Raw genomic sequence first — 18831 nt, 5'->3', positions numbered from 1 at the left:
CTTCGTAAATCTGTTGATTTTCTCCACTCTGTAATCCTGTCGAATTTTTTTTGCTTCTTTAATCCTTTAAAATTTCCCGCTCGTCCCCGAACTGTCCGAGCGCATACTTCCGCTTCCGCCGGAAGAATTATTTTTCGGCCGCTTCGTCCGGCTGACCGTATGATACAGGAATAAATCCGACTGGTTCGACAGATAAAAGCTCCCGGACTTCAGATATTCCATAGCCCCATTTTGGCGCACTCTGGTATTCATCCCCTTCTTCCAGACCATCACAACAGCCACGGATATTCCCAACGACAGCAAAAATGACACTCCGAAAATAACCGGAAACCGCCAGCCTTCCCGATATCGGTGCTGTTCCGTATAGGGCTTTCCATTTTCCGCGGCCTTCAGATAATCATCCGCGATCGACAGATATCCGGAAAACGCCTCGTAGAACTCTCCGTCCGACAGATCGTCCAGAATCAGACTGCCCAGCCTTTCCCTTGCATATGTAGAAAATGCTTCCTGCGCCGAGCCAAATCCGACCAGCCCCCAGTCACGCTCCGCCATGCTGATCGCCAGCATCACACCGCTGCCCGCGCTGTCCGCTCCCAGGTCATATTGGGAAAATATCCTTCTCTGCCAGTCCTTGATATCACCCCCGCCAAAATTGGGGGTCGTTACAATGTATACCCCTGTGCCATACGTTTGAAACAGCCGCCGGCACTCCGTCTCCAATGCCTCTTCTTCATCTGCAGCCAAAAGCCCCGCATCGTCCTGCACCCAGCCGTCAAACTGCGTTTCCGCACCGGCCGCAAGAATGCTGCCTGCATTCAGGCAAATCAGGCTTACCAGCAGAATCACCGCAGCCTTACACCATTTTCTTCCGATTTTTCCCACAGTTCCCCTCTCTATTCCCGTTTCATTCTCATGATATCGTTTCATCACAGCACACCCCCGAACAATAAAATTCCAAGGATCGAACATACCACCGTTCCGACCGCCGTAAATCCGCATAAATATTTCCAGAACGCCCCTTGATCCACAGGCAGTTCCCCTACCATCTTTCCCGTCTGCCCGTTTATCGCAAACTGGTACTTCTTTCCATTATAAACCGTCTCGAACATCCAGACCGGAAGCAGAGCATAATGCACCTTCCCATTTTTTGCGTTCAGATACCGATGCTTCACCGTCACCGTGTTATACCCATTGACCGTGCTGCGCAGCACCTGCTCCGCGCTCTGGTAAAGCCGTTCCTTCGCCCTTCCCTCGGCGGATTTCGCATCCACATCATATTTATCCGTCTCATAACCCGCCAGATATGCCGGATTAAATTCCGTCAGCGCGCCATAGTCAAACGGCTCAATGGATTCCGTGGTATCGTCGTCCATCTCCTTGCTTCCGTCCACCGGCACATGATAAAACTCCATTCCCCCTGCCCGGTTCACCAGATAATAGGAAGTCTCCAGATAATCATATTCCGAATCACTCCACGCACGGGTCCGGGTCGCATTGAAGCTCATCTCCGCGCTTGCATCGCAGTCAAACAGCCAGTACGGAACATAGTACCCTTTCAGATTTTTCAAATAACTCCTATCCCGGAAATTTCTCGGAAGCAGGCGCTTTCCCCTGCAGAAATTCTCCAGCATCTGCTTCGCCTGATCTCCCTTGATCTGAAACGGGATCATCACGTCCGGTTCATACGCCCCTGATGCCGCCGCCCGTATCACGACCACGTTGTCGCAATAAGGGCAGGTCGTACTCACCGTGTTCTCATCCGCCTCGATCTCCGCCCCGCAGGACGGACAGATATACAGCCCTTCAGCCGTCCGCCTGGCCCCCTGGGCCTCCTTCTGATATTCCCAGTTCAGCTCCTGTTCACGATCTCTCCCTTTTTCCCTCTGCTCCTCCTGCTCAAATTTCCGAAGCGTCTCAAGCTCATACTCATTGCCGCAGCTTGCGCAGGAGAGCTTTTGCGTCCCCGGCGAAAACTGGAGCGCTGCCCCGCAGCAGGGGCACTTATATTGTACAAAATCCATATTTTTCTCCTTTTTCTTTGATTTTATGTTTATTTTATGTTTATTCTTTCAGAAATCCTTTTTACTTCTTCGGGCTTTCCTGTCCTGTCATATAAACGAAACAGAAGCCTGTAAGAGGCTGCAGTCAAATCGTGCGCTTCACCGAATATCTTTTCACACAAAGGCAGTAATTTTTCAAACAATCTTTCTGCTTCGGTATATTTTCCCAATTCCGTACACACAGCAGCAAGGTTATGATAGATGGATATGGTAAACGGATCATATTCCCCTGATACGCTTTCGCTGAAGTTCAATGCCTTTCTGTACCACTCCTCGGCCTCAGTGTACAATCCCTGCTTTTCATATATATGCGCCAGATCATAATAACTCCCTGCCGTTGCCATGTCATTTTTGCCCACTGAATTTTCATCTATTTCCACGATTTTTTTATAAAATTTTTCTGCTTCCTGATATCTTCCCTGCTTTTTGTACATTTGCGCCAGACTGCTGCAGCATTTTCTTCTGTCCACATAATTTTCCGGCAGCGCCTTTTCCTCAATCTCAAACGCCTTTTTATAAAATTCTTCCGCTGTCTGATATTGTTCCTGCCCTTCATATACATCGGCAAGGCCGCAATAACATTTTGCCATAATTGCAGATCCCTCTCCAAGGACTTCTTCGCCTGCAGACAGCGCTTTCTGATAGAACTCTTCAGCTTCTGCATATTTGCCCGTTTTATCGCATACGGATGCAAGATCGCAATAGCTCTTCAACGTATCCAGGTGCCTCTCTCCCAGATATTTCTCCTGCACAGATACAGCCTTTCTCAGCAGTTCTTCCGATTCTTTAAATCGTCCCTGCCTGTTGTATATACAGCATAGACCTTTATAGGCTTTCACCAGATCCCGACACTCCTCCCCCGGCACAATTTCATATACGGCAAGAGCACGTTTATACAATTCTTCCGAATCCCTATATTTTCCTTCCCTGCCAAATACAAAAGCCAAACCGGCACAGCAGGCCGCAGTGTCCGGATGATTTTCTCCAAATACTGTTTTCCGTATATCCAATGCTCTTTTATAAAATTTCTCAGCGTTTGTATAGATTCCTTTCTTCTGATACATGCAGGCCAGCTCATAATAAGCCTTTCCTGTCTGCGGATGATCCTCCCCAAACAACTCTTTTCGGATTTTCTCTGCGCGAAGCAATAATTTCTCACTGTTATCAAGCGGTTCCTGCTTCATGGGCATTTCATGTTCCGGGAAAATAATTTTTATTTTTATAAATGAATAAAAATCGTAGGCCCCGCGGGATAATTGTTCATCCCCATAGCCAGTCGTAAAGAAAATCAGATTTTTCCCCAGTCCGGCCAGCATATCACGGCTGAAATTTAAACGTTTCAAGTCCTCCGGGCCCTGAACCGCAAATTGAAAATTGAAAATCAAAAATGTCCGACCCGTCGGCAAAGAATCAAACCATTCATTCAGCCTTTGGAATGCATATCTTTCCGGATGCTGTCTATAGTCATAGATCCCCACCCGCCCCGCCTGATAAACCTCTCTGATCTCCGTTTGCTGTTTTTCTCCTGCAACTGCCAGAAACAGCCCCGATTCAGATTTGTTCAAGATCCATCCCAACGTCTTAAATCCATCCTGTTTACTTTCTGACATCCTGAATCAACCCCTGCTCTTTAAAAAAACGCACTACCAGAGGATGGACATTATGCCAGCGGGTTCCATTATACTCGAGCACAACCGATGCCTGAAGCATTTTCAGCAGCATCTCCTTATCCTCAATCATCTCTTTACTGCCCTCATAAATATTCAGCAAAAATGAATAATCCCTTTTCTCAATCCGTCTGGTCAAAGACGTTTTCAGTTCTTCCAACGCCCGCTCGGCATCTTCCATGGAAATAGCATCGCTTTCCCTGCGTTCGGCCCTTTTTGACGATGCATTGACCGCATGGAACAGATCACGCAGAGAGCCTCCGGTATATTGGATCAAATGCTCCAGTACCTTCTTTTCAAACAGCTTCAAATCCGCCCTTCTTTTCACAATTTCCCGTATCACGTCGATTCCATCATGAAATAGTTCTCCATCAAGCGTTTCAATCTTAATCATAGGCAGTGTTTTTGTAACAAAATAACTTTCCATTGCTGAAAATCTGGTATCATAAGAAAGTCCGATCGGAAATGTATAGATTACCGGAAAAGGCATGCCGGACAAAATCGCTGCATAATTATAAAAAATCTTCCAGGCATCCTCCGGGTTTAGTTTATCCAGATCCTCAAAAATGATGATCGGCCATTTTCCCTCCGCCTTTTCTGCAATTTCCGCTGACACATGGCTTAGCAGCCTGACCCACTCACTGGAACGCACACTTATTTTTTTCCGGTACTCCCTTCTTATCTCCTCATTAAATTTCAAATCCGCTTTAATTTTTGCAAACAGTTTTAGAAGTTTTGTCAGAATCCCCGGTGTTTCCGCAGATATCCCTGTCTCCAGAGATGCCGTTTCCACCTCCTGAGACATCACGGTTTCCACCCCTTCATCCCAAAAGTTCATAATATCATCCAGAATTTCCATATTGATACTGCATCCGGATTCTTCCGCGATTTTCAACAGCGCTTCTCCCATCAAAATAAACAGATCCGAATACACGATATTAAATAAATCCAAATCCATACTGCATGTAATCGTCCTCACCTGATAACCTTTTCCCGCAAATTCCGCAGACATCCGGTTCAGCTCCGTACTTTTGCCGCATCCCCTGTGTCCAAGCAGCAAAAACGCATTATGCCCTCCCGGTTCCTGGCATGCGTCAAAAATATCCTCGATGGGAGAGCTATATTTGTCGCTCATACGGTACTCCATCGTATCACTGTAGTAAAACTGCTCCATTTGCTCCGCCTTCAGCGGTTCCGGTGAAAATGCATTTATCATTTCTGAAATACGATCCGCATATTTCATTCTCCAATTCCTCCTGTTCTCACAGCCTATCCATACAGAAAGCCTGCACAAATCTACGCTATATCAGCGGGTCTAATCCTTAAGCTAATGGTTTCATACATATCCCGGCTGAATAGCAAATTCATTGCCTTTAACCGTCAACGTAAAATTGTCATGAATAATGCATTATATTAATATCATTATATATGATGCACTTTACAATAGCAAAACATTTTTCTTTTGCTGCCGGGCCAGTGTGATAGGGCGGATGCCGTGCAGCAGGTGCACGACACCGTGTGAACAGTAACCACCAAAATCAGTTTTTTTGCCGTAAAAATTTTTTAGACTTTTCAAACAGAAAATATCTGTTATAATAGGGTCATGGTACTTTTTATCTAATCCGCATGAGCGGACACTAAAATGATTGAATATAAAGGAGGATGAAAGATATGCAGTTCAAACCCCAGGGAGTGTGTTCGAAGTTGATTCAGTTTGATATTGAGAACAATATAATACGAAACGTGGATTTCGTCGGCGGATGCAGTGGGAATCTGCAGGGAATCTCCCGCCTGGTTGAAGGCATGGACGTAGACGAAGCGATCTCCCGTATTGAAGGAATCCACTGTGGCTACAAATCCACATCCTGCCCGGATCAGCTTGCAAAAGCGTTAAAAGAAGCAACCGGAAAATAATTTCCGGCTGCTTTTGAACCCATTGTATGCAGAAAAGCTGCCGGCGGCAGGTTTTCTGTATTGAATGCCTTTAGATTTTATTTCCAATTTGGTTTTATAAGATTTTGTTCCACCAGTATCCGCCTGATGACCGCTGTGCGCATCAGCGCACTTTTCTGTTTTGTAATAACTACATATCCCCTTGAGCAATGAGAGCAGCCACCGCTATGTATCGCATTTAAGTTAGTGGCGCTTCTATGGTACAGGCAAACCTATTCTCTTTCTTATTTTATTTTAAAGTTAATGGGTTACTCTGCAAAAATACAACACGGTGGCTGCTCTCATTGCTCAAAAGGTGCTGGTGAATTAGCAGGGGTTATGGAATCCAGATTCCATCGGTTGCAGAAATTGCTTCATCGTAAAATTCTTCATCATCGTTTCCTGCAAAGTGATCACAATGCACCCGATAGAAATATCCTCTATCTACCTTTAAGGTTTTCGTTGAAATGGCATAATATGTATCACGAGCATCTTTAACATGTGCATCTATCTGCCCCCATAATCCGTCAGATTCATCATATCTATCAACATATACCAATACAGCTACGAAATCCACATCATGATTTGCCGTTGTTTCACCATATGTATAAATCTTCCCGATTCCAGTCTTCGTTATAATACTATCTCCGGTCATTAAATGTTCACCCCTAAGCGTCGGGTTTACAGTTGTACCATAGGAATAATCTTCAAATGTAAGGTAAGAACCATCTATTATTTTTTCCTCCTTCACAACCTCTTCTGCGTCTACATTTATTGGTATAGTTAAGAGCATACCACATAAGGCAAAAATAAAGCATGCCATAACTACAATTTTTCTCTTCATATCAAACAATACTCTCTTTCTTTATTAAGTAAACAACCCAAATCCAAAAATCTTACACCTTTTTTAAAAAAAATAGAAATTTTCCAAAATTTTTTTAAATTCTGACTTTTCCATTACTCCAGTTAGCTGATAATGAACCCCTTGATATTCAAAGTTAGCTACCTGTCGATTTATTAAATTATTAGGAACTTGATACTCTTCCACACTAATTTCTATTTCATTTACAAAAATCTGGTATTCCTCTACTTTAAGGTCCTCTTCTTTTTCTCCCCAAGACGAATCCGCATCATTCACATATAGTATATATCTGATAATCTCATCCTGATACTTATATACTAACCTAACCATTAACATTTCTTCATAAATTTTATAATCCGATAGCTTCATGCCATTCGGTTTGTAAAACATTCTTACCGGTTGTATATTTAGTTTTTCTTTTATCTCTTTATATGCCGTTAATTCATCACCATCTTCTGTCTCTTGTATTTCCATATCTTCGACGTTCATAATTTTCACAGGGTCCGTTCCCAGTAATCTGTCCCACAGTGTCTTCCAATACGGCTTACTCCCCACACTATTCACACCAACTCCCAATACAATCACAAGCACCGCCACCAGAGAAACCACCCAGTATTTTCTCTTCTTCCGCCGATAGCATACCTTTCCCTCTTTTTCCTCTCTCACCCCTTCTTCACCAAATCCAGTATACTTCCGCCCTTTCCCATCGTCTCCTACAGTTCCCCGGGAGATCCGGGACAATTTCGCCAGATCTGGCATAAGTTCCGCAGAAAATTCCACGGAATCTTCTGCCTTCCTGAACTCACCAGACCTACCGGATACATTTTCTCCGCTATGTCTATCCGCGTTGCCGGGGTTCCCGCTTCCCTCGGAACGCTCCTCCAAGCTCCGAACATCCTCATCCGCTTTTTCAGCGAACAGTCTTCTCTCTTCCATCTCTGCTTCATATGCCTGGATTTCTTCCAGAAGGGCTCTGTCCATCTCTTCTGTCACCTTGAGCTCATCAAGTTCCGGATGCCGTTCCATTTCTTTTTCTATCTCTCGTACTTCTCGTTCTATTTCCTGGTGTAATGATAGTGTTATTGATGACTCATTCTGTTTTTGCATTCTTCTGCCCCTTATATTATTTTATTCATCGTTCATTTTCTAAAACACACCTGGGCTCTAATCCCCGTTTCGGACAAAAATATCCTCCCCATATCCGTTTAGGATCGAACTTTGCTGCCTGTTAATCGAAAAGCACTTCGACAGTTACTATTCACAGTAAGTTACAGGTACACCTAGTGTAGTGACCTGCAGCAATCGTAACCTTCGACAGCAGCTCATAATTACTTTTTACTTGACTTTTCTTTAAATAAGTTTAATATGAATCTATAGTATATATTCGGTTTTTTTCAACCACCGGATATATCGCAGCGCTTAACAGTTATCTAATAAATATGTTTTGCGGATGATCGGCCATGAGCCGTATACCTGTGACGGAATATTTTTCATCTGGAGGTTTTTTATGAAACGAATCATACTCACCGGCGGAGGCACCGCCGGGCATGTCACTCCCAATATTGCCTTGATCCCCCGACTGCAGGAGCTCGGTTATGATATCCAATATATCGGCTCCTACACCGGCATCGAAAAGGAACTGATCGAAGCCTTTCACATTCCCTACCACGGAATCTCTTCCGGGAAGCTCCGCCGCTACTTCAGTCTTCAGAATTTTACCGACCCATTCCGTGTCTTAAAAGGTCTGGGTGAAGCGAAAAAGCTGGTTCGGGAACTAAAGCCCGATGTTATCTTTTCGAAAGGCGGTTTTGTCTCTGTCCCTGTAGTCCTCGCCGGAAAGCGGGCAAAGGTACCGGTCATCATCCACGAATCCGACATGACTCCCGGTCTTGCCAACAAGCTTGCGATCCCTTCCGCGACAAAGGTTTGCTGCAATTTCCCGGAGACTCTGGAGAATCTTCCGAAAGAAAAAGCGATTCTTACCGGTTCTCCCATCCGCCAGGAATTGTTATCAGGCAATAAGATCGCCGCAATGGAAATGTGCGGTTTTTCTGCTGATAAGCCCGTGATCCTTGTGATCGGTGGAAGCCTTGGTTCCGTTGCCGTGAATACCGCGGTCCGCGCCGCCCTTCCGGAACTTCTGGAAGACTTCCAGGTTGTTCATCTCTGCGGAAAGGGAAAACTGGATGAATCCCTGGTCAATACCAAAGGCTACAAGCAGTTTGAATATGTAAAAAATGAGCTCCGCGACATCTTTGCAATGTCCACCCTGGTCATTTCCCGGGCCGGCGCCAATGCGATCTGCGAACTTCTTGCACTGAGAAAACCGAATCTTCTCATTCCTCTCTCTGCAAACGCAAGCCGGGGCGACCAGATTTTAAATGCCCGCTCTTTTGAACGCCAGGGCTTCAGTACCGTCCTGGAAGAGGAGGATGTCACAAAAGAATCACTCCTTGATTCGATCCATAAGCTTTATCAGGACCGGACGGCCTATATTGATGCCATGCACAACTCCGGCCAGCAGGATTCCATCCGCACGATCATTCAATTAATTGAAGGAGTAAGTAAATCGTGACAGCGTAAACACCTCCCGCTGCTCAAGCAAAAAGCAGACCGCCGTTCAAATCTTTCAAGAAAGCACATCAACCTCAGGTTTGCATGTGCTTTCTTTTCTCTTCAGTATCTTCACAGATGCATCTTCAAAGTCGTTTCAGCTCTTCATACTCTACGCCAAACTTCTTGTAGATCCATTTTCTTGCTCTGTGCATCATCGCATAAAATGCATTTTCAGATATGCCAAGTCTCTCGGCCGCCTCTGCTGTCGGAATCTCCAGGTATCCCACCATCATAATAGCTTCATGCCATCTGGGGTTCTTCTTCATCAATGCTGCGAAAATGCGTTCATGCAGATCCGCGCGCTTCTCTTCCGTTATCCTGCCAAGATACTCTGATTCCAGACTTTCAGTAAAAGGCTCTTCTACCGCATCGGTTCCTTCCAATGCATCTGCCGAAACTGTCCGTGCCGCTTTTTTGCCATAGTTCAAAGCCAAATGCTTTGCAGTGGTGTATAACCAGGATTTGATATTGGAATATTCCTTCTCACTTTCAAACTCTTTTTCTGTCATGTCCCTGTACAATGCCAGAAACGTATCTTGCATAATATCTTCCGCCGTGTCCAGATCATCCACATATATGTGCGCTGCCTTCAGAACAAGATTTTTATAGTTGCTGTAAATCTCATTAAATGCTAGCTTCTTAGTCAATGTTCTTTCTCCGGTGATTACTTTAACCCGTTCAGGATCTCTTCCTTATCTTTCTCTTTCAGTTCCCCCATATGCCATCCAATCCCAACTTTATCTCCCCGATAACGGGGAATCATATGCATATGAAAATGGAAGACTGTCTGTCCAGCCACCTCTTCATTGTTTTGTACAATATTATAACCGTCACACCCCAATATTTCCTTCAGCCTGACCGTCATCTTCCTTGCCAGCACCAGAACCTTTGACGCAAGTTCGTCATACAGGTCATACAGATTCCGAAAATGCTCCTTCGGAATGATTAAAGCATGCCCTTTGGATGCAGGACTTATATCCAGGATCACCCGAAAATCGTCGTCCTCATACAATGTAGCTGACGGAATCTCGCCTGCTGCAATCTTACAAAAAATACAGTTCTCATCTTTCATAACTTTTGCCCTCTTTCTCCTTTTCTTCTGTGTGCCAGTTATTGTATGTAGTATAACGCATTTTTACTGAAAAGAGAACATGAAAATTACAAAATGCCTGAAAATATGTTTTGCATATGTTTTTATAAATTGCTTTTTTCCCTTCAAGAGACTATAATAGTGGAAAACTGTCGAAAAATGTCATATTGAATTTATTGAATGCATCTTTCGGACGTGTTAGACTACAAATAAAAACCAGGAGGGAACAGATCAATGATGCACAATATTGATATTAACAAAATGAATCGGCTGATGGAAGAAAATAAAGAAGCAAAGCAGATCATCAGCCAACTGCTGGAAAACCATCAGGTTACAGTATCCACCATCGCACATGAGATCCGCAACCCTCTGACGCTTGTATCCTCGGCTCTTCAGATCATTCAGGTCCAGCATCCGGAGGTAAAAGAGTTTTCCCACTGGAAGCAGACTATGGATGATATTGATTTTATGCGCCAGCTTCTGGAAGAGCTTTCCACCTTCAACAACGGAAACACCCTGCATTACTCCGTATTTTCCATCGAACATCTTCTGAAAAATATTGCCATATCCTTTGCGATTTCGCTGGATGAAGAAGAGTCCGAAATCGAATTTTCATCCTCCATCCCGGACAGCCTCGGCAAATTTACAGGCGATAAGATCAAGATTGAAGAAGTTCTCCTGAACCTCCTCAAAAACGCAAAGGAAGCAATTTCAGATAAGGGCAGCATTCGGCTCTCTGTCAGCCGGAAGAATGATATCCTGTCCATACAGGTAAAAGACAATGGCTGCGGAATCCCTTCCGAACGTTTGGAATCCATCTTCGAGCCTTTCAAAACATACAAACAGGGCGGTACTGGTCTGGGCCTTTCCCTGTCCAAGCGAATCATAGAAGCACACGGCGGTTCAATCTCCGTAACTTCCAAAGAAGGAAACGGTACTGCTTTCACCGTAAAGCTTCCTATATAGATATTGCTGCTATAAATATTTACGGTTTCCGAACTGCCGCACTCAGCGCTGTTCCGAAGACTTCCTATACTTAAAGCTGCCCAGAAGCGCTTCCAAAGCAAAGCCGCAGACCAGTCCTCCGATATGCGCGGCATTATCTACCCCCGACTCCGACAGCCCGAGGTAAACACTTAATATTACAAGTATCACCAATCCTTTCTTATTCAGACGGCCAATGCATCCCTTATTCCGGATCACCGCGCAGAGCAGCGCTCCCATCAGTCCGAACACTGCGCCGGACGCGCCTGCGGATATTACATTTTCGCCAACGCTGATGTTATGCAGAAGCGAGCATATATTTCCGCCGATGCCGCTTACAAAGTACACCAGCAGAAAACGCAGCTTCCCAATCTCCGGCTCCAGGTTGAAACCAAGCGCCCCAAGCATTACCATATTATTAAGCAGATGCTCGATTCCAAAGTGCAGGAATATACTGGTCAGCAGCCGGTAATACTCATGCCCATCCGTCACATACGGTTCATACATTGCACCGTATTGCTGCATAAACAGCACATCCTCGGATTTTCCCAACAGCATGAATACCAAAAATATTCCTATATTCACTACAATGAGCCCGGTCGTACAGACTGCTCTCTGCTCTTTTTTCTGCTCCATAATCACTCCCGCTTTTCTTTTTCCCGGAATTTTCTTCTCAAACTCCCAGTCTTTATTTATACAATCTTAATTACTATGCAAAAGCCTGCTGCGCAGACTATCCGCCGCTAATCCTATTATAATCAGCTTTCCTCCTCCTGTCCATCGGTTTCTAATATCAAATCGTCCCAGCTTCCCCAGCGTTTCCTCCGTATGCCGTTTGCCGCTTTCCTCCAGTATTTCCACCACCCTCCCGTTTTTTCCTCGCAGATCATATTCGCAGAATACAATTCTTCACTCTTTCCATATGTAAAACGGCTCTGTTCTGATTTAGGTTCCTCCTCGTCTGTCACACTGAAGATATTTCCATGACTTCCATAACTAAATTCCTCCTTTTCATCTTCATCGGGCGGAGCAGGTATTCTCCGTATAGTCCCTTTATTTTCCCGCTTTGCTCCCGCAGGCTTCGGCTTATCCATGATAAGCTTCTTCCGTTCCGATTCCCTGCCCTTATATTCTTTCATAATCAGTTCCAGGTCATAATGCTCCTGGAGAGTTGCTTTATGCAGCTCATAAGCCAGAAAAATTCCTTCCGTATCCTCATAGTCCAGCATCTTGACAAAATATTCCGTCAGTTCATGAAATATTTTGCAGAGATCCTCTTCCATTCCCGGAAAATAGCAGAAAAACCATTGCCCTTCTTTATGAAATATGTACTCTGGTTTTAAAACCAGGCAGTTGGGGTCCAGCATATATCTTTGTAATGTATCGGTCACCTCCAGAATCCGGGCTATCACCGCCTCAATCTCCCGCTTTTTTATGCTGGCGTTTTCGTACATGGTTTTCATAGAAGTCAAACCGCTGATCTCATACGTATATCTGGCCCTTCCGTCCATCTCGCAGCCTTCCACCTCCAGAATCCCATCCAGCCGGTTCTGCCGCAGCATCGGCATCTGATAGTCTTCTTCATAATGCGCTTCCTTATATATATGCAGACAGCTCCTGTTCAGCTTGGTTTCAAATTCTGCCCGCTGCATTTTAAGCACCTCCTCTTTCCTGCAATTCACTTTTTCTGACTCTCTACGGCAGTGCCCGATCCTGTCTGTCCGATTGCCTTCTGATCTGTTTTGCTCCCTTCGATTTGATCAGCAGAGCTTCCCTCCTCCGTTGTTTCCTTTTTCCCGGCTTCCTGAAGCCTGTCCAGCAGCCACAGTCTTCGTATCGCAGTTTCCGGCTGTGCCAGTGCCGCGCGCTGGACTACGTGAAGCCGCATCCACTTCCGTTCCGCATACGCGCTGACCTCCACCCATCTCCTTGTGGTATCCACAGATGCCTCTGCCCCGGAAAATAAGATCAGCTTCCCCCGAATCCGTTCCTGGTAAAAGCCAGCCAGATCCGCCCGCCCGTTTTCGCCGGGCCTGCGCTCCAATTGTGCTCCCACCACAGCCGTTTCACTGGCCGCCCCGATCAAAATGTTTTTATCATGAAAGTAGAAGGTCGTATAAACTATCACCAGAAATATCATAAGTATTATCGGAAACAGATAAGACAGCTCTACCGTGATCACGCCCTTGAGTCCCCGCCCGCCGCAGGCCGATATCCGTTTCCGTCTCATCCCGGGGCTTCCTTTCCGTCTAAAATAATCTTGCCAGCAGCAGTATAACGTATGCGGCTCCAAAAAAGGGGACGAAGGGCAGCGTGGTTGTCCTCTGAAAGTTCTGTTTCTTCATCATTACCATGGAATAGATTGCAGACAGACCGAATGCGGCCATCAGCAGATAGAGCAGTTTCCATAGCCCCAGAAACAGCCCCAGGGCAATGATCAGAATACTGTCCCCATACCCGAATGCCTCGTCTGTTATCTTACTGATCCACAAAAAAGCGATGCCCACCGCTGCCCCTGCCAGGCTTAATAAAAGCGGCCCAAATCCCAGGAATATTTTCAATACTGCCACAGCTGCCGCCACTCCGACCCCGGCGGCCAAAAGCCCTTCCGGCAGCCTGCGTTTCTGAATATCCAGCACAGACAGGTAACACAGATACCCCACACAACATAATTGACTAAATGAATACATATCGATTTCTCCTCTCTTGGTTCTAATTTTTTTGATTGATACTTTACGTTTCGGTCGATATTTTACTTCTTGGCTGATACTTTACTTCTTGGCTGATACTTTACTTTTTGTATAATACTTCACATTTCACTTAACACATTGCTTTTCGCTTCATTCTCTGCTTTTCGTCCTTTACTTTTGTTCAGAAGCTTTGGCCGGCAGTTTAACAGCTAATTGCCGCATCTGCTGCAGGCCGCCTTTCCATATATTTTCGATTTTTTTACCGCGCGGATTGACCGTTTCAATCCGCTGCAGTTCAGGGAATTATGGTACCGGTTCCCGCTGTCCGTCACATAGACGCCCGCCATGGCGCTTCCGTGGACACATTTTTCACAGGACCGGTATCTTGCCCCGCTCAGGTTTCGTATCCCGGACAGACCGGTAGACGGGAGAAACCGAATCGACAACTGCAGATAGGAGCACTGATAGTTTGTATGGTATACGGCCCCGCTGTCCGTGACGTAGACGATCTCTCCGTCTTCATCTTCAACATCCGGTTTTGTATAGCCTGTCCAGGCTTTTACTATAAAGGTATCCTTCTGCCGTACCCCAATGTCCGTAAATCCGGGAAACGGCAGCCTGATCTTATAAGAGATCCTGACATGGATCTCGCCTGTACTTGGATAGTACAGAGACCCCAGGCATGAAAGTCCTGATTTTCCTCCTTGTATGATACTTCCTTCCAACCGTTCGGCACCGATCATCCTGACCATATCGCTTTTAAATTTAAACACATTCAGCACCGGAACCGTAACAATATCCGTCGCCGCATTTTTCGCCGCTCCCTGGGCTGCAGAATGGACGCTGATCCGGATCGCCTGTACTTCCAGCAGATATATGAGGCAAAGTACGGCAAATAAGAAAACCGGGATCGTAAGCGCTGCTTCTACCGTCATACTTCCTTTTGGGCCTGCCATAGATGCCTGTTCCTGATCAGAATGTGCAATATGAGTATGTTCCTGCGGATACGCCATCTTCCATCTCTTCCTTTCCTCTTTTTTCCACGCCCTGCCATGAGAACGCTTTCCCCGTCAGCAGATCAAACGGAGCTTCCATGACAGCTCCAACTGTCCCTTGCATCTTTTTTATCGGATTCTGCCTGTGTGAACGCAGGCGGTTCCAGGATGAGCAGGCATCTATGGCAGGCCCCAAAAGAATGATATGTTACTTAAATGTTACAAATATCCATAATACAGCGGGAATGAATAGGTCGTACCGTTCCAGATATCCGCCGTATTGTACAGCTTGATCTTGGTTACGCAGGCGTCTGCCCGGAAAAATGTCTGTTCCTTTTCCTGGATCAGGTTCTGTTCCACCCGATCCAGCGTCCGCATGGTCAGCTTTGCATTGCTTTTTACAAATGTAAGGACATGGAGATACTGCTGATATGTCATCCCTTTTTCCGAATCCTGCCCTTCCTGCGTGTCTTCTTCCTTTCCCAGCTTCGACAGATTGCTCAGCTGAAGCTGCCAGTTCTCTTCATTTTTTGTATAGGGAACCCGTTTTCCTGCGAGCAGTGCACGCAGATCTACAATGCTTTCTCCTAGGCTCCACAAGGCTATCAGAGACTGCTTTAGTACCGGCTCCAATGCCGGATTCATAAATGCCGCTGCCAGCGCTGCCGCCACGGCCTCCGCCTCTCCCTGCCGCTTTGTATCCGACAACAGATAGGCATAATTGGTGCCAAACCGGACCATCAGCAATTGAGTTACGACACTTTTCAAATTTTCTGCATCGCTGTCCTTGCCGCATAATATATACTCCACCTCGTAATCCAGATTCCGGTTTTCTCCTTTGGGTTCCAGGGCAGAACCAAACTTTTCCATAATATACTGTTCAAACAGCACCTTTGCGTCTGCGCGGCCTGCGCTTTTGCGTTCCGGGAAGCTGCCCCGCCCTGTCCGGCATGTCCGCCCGGATACCTGTTCCTCCGGGCGGATGGTTTTGCCGGAAAGACGAAAGTCCTTCGGCAGGATCAGAGATAAAATACCGCCCTTTTTTGCCTGGAGCAGCCCGCCTGCCTCTGCCATAAGCATCTCCCCATTATCCGCAAGCACATCCTCCAGTTCCCCGGTCACTTCCTCGCCCCGTATCTCCCGCTCTTCCCAGCTTGACGCCAGCCCTGTCAGGTTCTGCACCAGCGTAATCCCCGTGCGGGATTCCATATACTGCAGCACCTGCTCCCTGAATGCCTGTCCGTCGTTGTCTGTCAAAAGCTGGATATCCGTAATCTCCTGCGTGATCCCCATGCTTCCGTAATAGGACATTCTGTCCAGGAGCAGTTCTTCTTCGTACTGGCCTGTTTCGTATGTGCCGTCAATGGCAAATACATTGTATTCTTCCGTCAGTCCTTTCTGGTATTCTCCAAAAAGGGAAAATACCGCCCGATCCGCATCCAGCCGTTTTTGGTTTTTCGCCGTCTGGATCACTGCGCTTTCCAGCATTGCCAGTATAAATGATACCAGAAGCACAAAGATCAAGCTCAGAAATGCCGTGATCTCCCCTTTTTTCGTCCGTTTCATTTTAGATTTTGCCGCTCTCACTGGTAATCTTATCGAAAATAGATTTTACCAGCTCTGTAAGCTGATCCTTAAAAATCATGATCAGCGCTATCAGTACAACTAAGATCAGCAGCAATTCGATTACGGACATTCCAGAATTATCCTTCAGCATCTGGATTCCATAGTACATTTTCTGTTTCACTTTTCTGGTGATCGTTACTGCAAAGTTTTTTATTCTGTTTAATTTATTCATCCTATTCTCCTTTTCGGTTGTTTTCCTGCCGCCTGCAAAACAGAATTTCAATGCGGGGCTTTCCGCATCCTGCTTAATTTTAGCCAAATTCGGATGATTTGCCCCTGCAGGCATCTTCGCGTGTCATATCTGGATAGAGAAGAAGGCCGGAACTACGATGATCACAAGTACAACTGCCAGCATCAAAAACATGGGAAGCAGCATCCTCGTTCCCGCTTCTTCTCCCAGGCGCTTTGCAAGGCTTTTCCGTTCTTCAAATGCATTATCAGCCTCCTGTTTCAGCAAAGGCGCCAGTCCCTTTGTTCCCTTTTTCAGATTTTGGGAAAGCATGGCGCCGAACTTCTTGTATGCCGGAAGCGCGCACCTTTCACCAAATTTTTCATAGCATTCACCTTCCGAGCCGCCGCCCTGGATTTCATGCATGGTATAGAGCATTTCTTCATACACCTCTCTTTTTCCTTTTTCTTCCTTCTGAAGCTCATAATCTTCTGCAATTCGATACCATGCCTTTCTTACCGTCATGCCGGCGCCCAGGTAGAGTGTCAGCTTGCTGACCATCTGCGGATAGTCCAGAGCCATCTGTACCTCCCGCTCCTTTTTCCTGTTCTTCTGCTTTTCCAGCTCCGCTGCATAGAGAAATAATGCCGCGGCCGCACCCATCAGCATAAGCCCGAGCGCCCGGAAGTTTCTTCCGTATTTCCAGATAACCGGAATACCGTCCACGTTTGACGGAAGCGAAAGATACTCGTCCTCCTTCGTCTCCTCGTCCATTCGACCGATCTCCTCATCCAGCCTCTTTAACAGCTTTTCCGTCTGATTCAGTCTGGGCGGATAGAGCCTTGCGAAAAATGCAGTCTCTGCCGTCTCCTCCTTGTAGCTCAATACTGCCGTCAGCTTTACCAGTGTTCCTTCATCTGTCAGGTTCTCCGTCTTCAATTCTCCCTGCAGGTTCATCGTTTCATGCTCATCCACCTCCCAGGACACGCTGATTCCCGTATCCGGGATGGAACTGACCAGATTGAGGCTGCTCCGTACTTCATCCAGGCTTTCATTTTCTCCGAGCACAAGCTTTTCCAGTTGTTCGCCTGCTTCCCGAAAAACCTTGTCCAACTGCTCCTGGGTATACTCCTGCTCCCCGACCGTTACGGTCATCATTTCTTCCGTATCGCCGATCTGAACCTTCAGCTTTTCTTCCCGCTCGCCCTGGCCCTGGCTGTTCCGACTTACCACGCTGCTCCCGTTTTCATCCTGGGGAAACGGCTGTGTATTGTCCATCCAGAATACCAGCAATGCCGCCGCGCTGACTGCAAGAAACACAAGTCCCATTTTCACATATAATGGATTCCATTTTTCTTCTGCCCGGGACAGGATTCCCTGCTTTTTTGTTTCTTTTCTTCTTCTCCGATTCATTTCTTCTGCCTTTTTATCCGTCTGTCTTTTTATACTTCAATCTGTACCATTTTTGTGCCCAGCCTCCAGGCAAATGCATACACTCCCAGGCAGACGCTCATCATGATCACTCCTACAAGGCTTCCATACAATACTGATAGAAATTCGGGAAATGCCATTCTCATGTACAGGACCATCCCCAGCGGAATGATGCACATAACGTTAAATTCCAGCTTTTTTGCCGCAAGCAGAGTCTGGATCTCCCGCTCTACCTCAATCTTTTCTCCAATCATCTGCACCGTATTTTTCAGAATGGAAATGCTGTCTCCGCCTGTGCGCTTTGCCGTTGCAAATACAGTCACAAAGTTGTCCACATCCTCCTGCTGAATACGCCCTGCCATGTCTTTGAGCACCTGCTCCGCAGTCAGATTCATGTCCAGTTCATGGATCATTCGGATAAATTCCCTTCTGATCCGGCTGTCTTTCGGATAAAGCGGACGCAGGTCCTTTTCCGTTTCCCTGACCGCATTCTCTACAGAATATCCGGCTTTTAAGGCTGACGCCAAAATCTGCATTCCGTTTTGAAACTGCTCTCTAAATTCCTGCTCTTTTTTGCGGCAGTAATCTTCCCGCCACTGGTGCAGGTAAAAAATCCCTACCGGAATCAACACGATTGCCGCTGCCCAGGTATTATAAAACAGGTACGCCAGCATCGCATCCAGCAGAACGGCCTTCAAAACCGCGGCTG

22 protein-coding genes are annotated in these 18831 nt (G+C 46.2%); 3 read left to right on the top strand and 19 right to left on the bottom strand.

The annotated features are described in order from the left end of the window. Positions 1-66 precede the first annotated feature (66 nt). The 5 genes from EBB54_RS25290 to EBB54_RS30455 all read right to left on the bottom strand — a co-directional run bounded on the left by EBB54_RS25290 (position 67) and on the right by EBB54_RS30455 (position 5303). The gene (locus EBB54_RS25290) at positions 67-927 is read right to left on the bottom strand and encodes a TPM domain-containing protein (protein WP_162307201.1); all 861 of its coding nucleotides are present in this window, start codon (positions 925-927) and stop codon (positions 67-69) included. Further along, on the bottom strand, positions 927-2021 hold the full coding sequence (locus tag EBB54_RS25285; protein ID WP_125129480.1) for a hypothetical protein: 1095 nt from the start codon (positions 2019-2021) through the stop codon (positions 927-929). Before EBB54_RS25285 ends, EBB54_RS25290 begins: the two co-directional genes overlap by 1 nt. Positions 2022-2050: 29 nt before the next feature. Further along, positions 2051-3670, bottom strand: a complete 1620-nt coding sequence (locus tag EBB54_RS25280) for a tetratricopeptide repeat protein (protein WP_125129479.1) — start codon at positions 3668-3670, stop codon at positions 2051-2053. Next, a complete protein-coding gene (locus EBB54_RS25275; protein ID WP_125129478.1) occupies positions 3657-4970 on the bottom strand; it encodes a hypothetical protein in 1314 nt (437 codons plus the stop codon). The genes EBB54_RS25280 and EBB54_RS25275 overlap by 14 nt, the downstream gene beginning before the upstream one ends. A gap of 195 nt (positions 4971-5165) precedes the next feature. Then, on the bottom strand, positions 5166-5303 hold the full coding sequence (locus EBB54_RS30455; protein WP_162307200.1) for a hypothetical protein: 138 nt from the start codon (positions 5301-5303) through the stop codon (positions 5166-5168). Between the two features lie 95 nt (positions 5304-5398). Between EBB54_RS30455 and EBB54_RS25270 the strand changes: the two genes are divergently transcribed. Continuing rightward, positions 5399-5641 carry a TIGR03905 family TSCPD domain-containing protein gene (locus EBB54_RS25270; RefSeq protein WP_004081863.1) on the top strand — a complete coding sequence of 81 codons (243 nt, stop codon included), beginning with the start codon at positions 5399-5401 and terminating at the stop codon, positions 5639-5641. Between the two features lie 355 nt (positions 5642-5996). On the opposite strand, the gene EBB54_RS25265 is transcribed toward EBB54_RS25270, so the two are convergent. Both EBB54_RS25265 and EBB54_RS25260 read right to left on the bottom strand, forming a co-directional pair. Next, positions 5997-6503 carry a DUF6147 family protein gene (locus tag EBB54_RS25265; RefSeq protein WP_125129477.1) on the bottom strand — a complete coding sequence of 169 codons (507 nt, stop codon included), beginning with the start codon at positions 6501-6503 and terminating at the stop codon, positions 5997-5999. 63 nt (positions 6504-6566) lie between these two features. Next, positions 6567-7628, bottom strand: coding sequence for a DUF4367 domain-containing protein (locus tag EBB54_RS25260; protein WP_125129476.1), 1062 nt, complete (start codon positions 7626-7628; stop codon positions 6567-6569). Between the two features lie 400 nt (positions 7629-8028). On the opposite strand from EBB54_RS25260, the gene EBB54_RS25255 reads away from it, so the two are divergent. Then, entirely contained in the window at positions 8029-9096 is a 1068-nt protein-coding gene (locus EBB54_RS25255; RefSeq protein ID WP_125129475.1) for an undecaprenyldiphospho-muramoylpentapeptide beta-N-acetylglucosaminyltransferase, read from the top strand. Between the two features lie 124 nt (positions 9097-9220). On the opposite strand, the gene EBB54_RS25250 is transcribed toward EBB54_RS25255, so the two are convergent. Together EBB54_RS25250 and EBB54_RS25245 are read right to left on the bottom strand one after the other, a co-directional pair. Next, positions 9221-9784 (bottom strand): RNA polymerase sigma factor, encoded by a 564-nt coding sequence (locus EBB54_RS25250; protein WP_004081855.1) that lies wholly within the window; start codon positions 9782-9784, stop codon positions 9221-9223. Positions 9785-9801: 17 nt separating this feature from the next. Next, positions 9802-10209: an HIT family protein gene (locus EBB54_RS25245; protein ID WP_125129474.1), complete on the bottom strand. Its 408-nt coding sequence runs from the start codon at positions 10207-10209 to the stop codon at positions 9802-9804. Positions 10210-10461: 252 nt separating this feature from the next. On the opposite strand from EBB54_RS25245, the gene EBB54_RS25240 reads away from it, so the two are divergent. Beyond that, on the top strand, positions 10462-11193 hold the full coding sequence (locus tag EBB54_RS25240) for a sensor histidine kinase (RefSeq protein WP_125129473.1): 732 nt from the start codon (positions 10462-10464) through the stop codon (positions 11191-11193). 42 nt (positions 11194-11235) lie between these two features. Here EBB54_RS25240 and EBB54_RS25235 read toward each other — a convergent pair whose 3' ends face one another. The 10 genes from EBB54_RS25235 to EBB54_RS25195 form a co-directional block, all read right to left on the bottom strand. After that, positions 11236-11847 carry a rhomboid family intramembrane serine protease gene (locus EBB54_RS25235; protein ID WP_125129472.1) on the bottom strand — a complete coding sequence of 204 codons (612 nt, stop codon included), beginning with the start codon at positions 11845-11847 and terminating at the stop codon, positions 11236-11238. Between the two features lie 122 nt (positions 11848-11969). Then, the gene (locus tag EBB54_RS25230; RefSeq protein ID WP_125129471.1) at positions 11970-12863 is read right to left on the bottom strand and encodes a DUF6382 domain-containing protein; all 894 of its coding nucleotides are present in this window, start codon (positions 12861-12863) and stop codon (positions 11970-11972) included. A 26-nt stretch (positions 12864-12889) separates the two neighbouring features. Next, complete coding sequence (locus EBB54_RS25225; RefSeq protein ID WP_125129470.1) at positions 12890-13441, bottom strand: TadE family protein; 552 nt, start codon at positions 13439-13441, stop codon at positions 12890-12892. Positions 13442-13460: 19 nt separating this feature from the next. Beyond that, a complete protein-coding gene (locus EBB54_RS25220) occupies positions 13461-13901 on the bottom strand; it encodes a prepilin peptidase (protein WP_004081844.1) in 441 nt (146 codons plus the stop codon). A gap of 209 nt (positions 13902-14110) precedes the next feature. Continuing rightward, complete coding sequence (locus EBB54_RS25215) at positions 14111-14857, bottom strand: pilus assembly protein (RefSeq protein ID WP_125131035.1); 747 nt, start codon at positions 14855-14857, stop codon at positions 14111-14113. Positions 14858-14873: 16 nt separating this feature from the next. After that, on the bottom strand, positions 14874-15020 hold the full coding sequence (locus EBB54_RS30450) for a hypothetical protein (protein WP_162307199.1): 147 nt from the start codon (positions 15018-15020) through the stop codon (positions 14874-14876). Positions 15021-15115: 95 nt separating this feature from the next. Then, entirely contained in the window at positions 15116-16462 is a 1347-nt protein-coding gene (locus EBB54_RS25210; RefSeq protein ID WP_125129469.1) for a DUF5702 domain-containing protein, read from the bottom strand. 1 nt (position 16463) lies between these two features. Then, positions 16464-16694, bottom strand: a complete 231-nt coding sequence (locus EBB54_RS25205; RefSeq protein WP_193554390.1) for a Flp1 family type IVb pilin — start codon at positions 16692-16694, stop codon at positions 16464-16466. A gap of 123 nt (positions 16695-16817) precedes the next feature. Further along, on the bottom strand, positions 16818-18104 hold the full coding sequence (locus tag EBB54_RS25200) for a type II secretion system F family protein (RefSeq protein WP_125129468.1): 1287 nt from the start codon (positions 18102-18104) through the stop codon (positions 16818-16820). A 29-nt stretch (positions 18105-18133) separates the two neighbouring features. Then, positions 18134-18820: a type II secretion system F family protein gene (locus EBB54_RS25195; RefSeq protein ID WP_004081831.1), complete on the bottom strand. Its 687-nt coding sequence runs from the start codon at positions 18818-18820 to the stop codon at positions 18134-18136. Between the last annotated feature and the right edge of the window lie 11 nt (positions 18821-18831).

Source organism: Schaedlerella arabinosiphila, assembly GCF_003885045.1.
In the GTDB taxonomy this organism is placed as follows: Bacteria; Bacillota; Clostridia; order Lachnospirales; family Lachnospiraceae; genus Schaedlerella; species Schaedlerella arabinosiphila.
Note: the sequence above shows the minus strand (reverse complement) of the source record. Positions and strands in the feature narration are given on the sequence as shown.